General features: G+C 71.0%; 2 protein-coding genes. Both read left to right on the forward strand.

Annotation, left to right across the window (positions count from 1 at the left end; all coding sequences use genetic code 11):
• On the forward strand, positions 1–1314 hold a 1314-nt coding region (locus tag KBX39_RS29305; RefSeq protein ID WP_210873634.1), incomplete at its 5' end, for an MFS transporter.
• 95 nt (positions 1315–1409) lie between these two features.
• Entirely contained in the window at positions 1410–2084 is a 675-nt protein-coding gene (locus KBX39_RS29310) for a thymidine kinase (RefSeq protein ID WP_205798587.1), read from the forward strand.
• The last annotated feature ends 173 nt before the right edge of the window (positions 2085–2257 follow it).

The raw sequence follows: 2257 nt of genomic DNA on the forward strand, positions 1-2257 counted from the left end.
TTCTACGACTGGGCGAACTCCGCGTTCCAGACCACGGTCATCACGGTCTTCCTCGGGCCGTTCCTGACCACCGTCACCGAGCTGGCCGCCGGCTGCGAACTGGGCGCGGACAGCTGCGACGGCGCGGTGTACCCGCTGGGCGTCAAGGTCGCCGCCGGCTCGTTCTACCCGTACCTGATCTCGCTGTCGGTCTTCCTCACCGTGTTCGTGCTGCCGGTGATCGGCGCGATCGCCGACCGGTCGGCGCACAAGAAGCGGCTGCTCGCCGCGGCGGCCTTCACCGGCGCCGGCGCGACCATCGCGTTCGCGTTCGTCACCGGTGAGCGCTACCTGCTCGGCGGCGCGCTGTTCCTGGTCGCGAACATCTCCTTCGGCGCCGCCGTGGTCGTCTACAACTCGTTCCTGCCGCAACTCGGCGGCCCGGACGAGCGCGACGGCATCTCCAGCCGCGGCTGGGCCATCGGCTACCTCGGCGGCGGTCTGCTGCTCGCGCTGAACCTCGTCGCCGTCACCATGCTCAGCGAGGAGGGCAACGCCCAGCGCACGCTGGACCTGGCCCGCTGGTCGATCGTGTCCGCCGGCGTGTGGTGGGCGGCGTTCACCCTGGTCCCGCTGCGCTGGCTGCGCGAGCACCCCACCGCCGCCGCCCTGCAGGCGGGCGGCAATGTGCTCACCGACGGGTTCCGGCAGCTCGGGCGCACCCTGCGCGAACTCAAGACGTACCCGCTGACGCTGTTCTTCCTGCTCGCGTTCCTGGTCTTCAACGACGGCATCCAGACCGTCATCACCCTGGCCAGCCAGTACGGCACCGAGGAGCTGCGACTGGACCAGAGCACGCTGATCGTCACCATCCTGCTGGTGCAGTTCCTCGCGTTCGGCGGCGCGCTCGCCCTCGGCGCGCTCGCCAAGCGCATCGGCGCCTGGAAGACCGTGCTGCTGTCGCTGGTGCTCTGGACCGGTGTGATCATCGCCGCGTTCCGGCTGCCGGCCGAGGCGCCCGTGCCGTTCATGATCCTCGGCGGCTGCATCGGCCTGGTCCTCGGCGGCAGCCAGGCGCTGAGCCGGTCGCTGTTCAGCCAGCTCATCCCGGTCGGCAAGGAAGGCGAGTACTACGGCTTCTACGAGATCAGCGACAAGGGCACCAGCTGGCTCGGCCCGCTGGCGTTCGGCCTGGTGTTCCAGCTGACCTCGTCGTACCGGGTGGGCCTGGTGTCGCTGTTGATCTTCTTCGTGGTCGGCTTCGCGCTGCTCGCCGCCGTGCCGATGCGCCGGGCCATCATCGCCGCCGGCAACACCCCGCCCCGGGTGCTCTGACGGGTCGATCATCGCGGACCGGATCCGGCGGCGTCGATGGACTAGGCTGCCCCGACGTGACCGACGACGCCGCCCCGACCTGCCTGGCCCGTCCCCTGCCGGGGCCGGGCGACGACCGAGCCGCCGGCTGCGCCGCCGCCCGCGGCGTCGACGGCAGGCCGCTGCACGCCGCCGCCCTGAAGTTCTTCTGGGGGCCGATGGACTGCGGCAAGTCCACCATGGCGTTGCAGATGAACCACAACCACGCCCGCCAGGGCCGCCGCGGCCTGGTCACCACCCGCATCGACCGCTCGCTGGGCCCGCAGGTCACCACCCGCATCGGCCTGGCCCACGAGGCCGTCGAGGTCACCGACGACCTGGACCTGCGCGACCTGGTCCGCGACGCCTGGGCCGAAGGGGTACGGGTGGACTACCTGATCTGCGACGAGGCGTCGTTCTACAACCTCGAACACGTCGAGCAGATGGCCGAACTGGTCGACCGGTTCGACGTCGACGTCTACGCCTTCGGGCTGGCCACCGACTTCCGCTCCTGCCTGTTCCCGGCCGCGCAGCGGCTGTTCGAACTTGCCGACGAGGTGGCCCGGATCCAGGTCGAGGTGCTGTGCTGGTGCGGCCGGGAAGGGCTGCTCAACGCCCGGGTCGTGCAGGGCGCGGTGGTCCGCGAGGGCGCCCAGGTCGTCATCGGCGACACCGTCGACACCGCCGACGTGCGCTACCAGGTGCTGTGCCGGCGGCACTACCGCTCCGGGGACCTCGGCCCCCGCGCCTGAGCCTCAGAACGGGTCCCCGCACACCCGCCACGACCCGCCCTCCGACACGATCGGCAACTCACGTTCCTCGCTGCCGCCGCCGTCACGGTTGATCCGCACGATCACCGTCCCGGTCGGCTTGCCGGAGCGGGTCGCCACCGACACGTCGACGATCTCGTAGCCGCTGACCTGCG

It is taken from the genome of Micromonospora sp. D75, assembly GCF_018070405.1.
Classification (GTDB): domain Bacteria; phylum Actinomycetota; class Actinomycetes; order Mycobacteriales; family Micromonosporaceae; genus Micromonospora; species Micromonospora chalcea.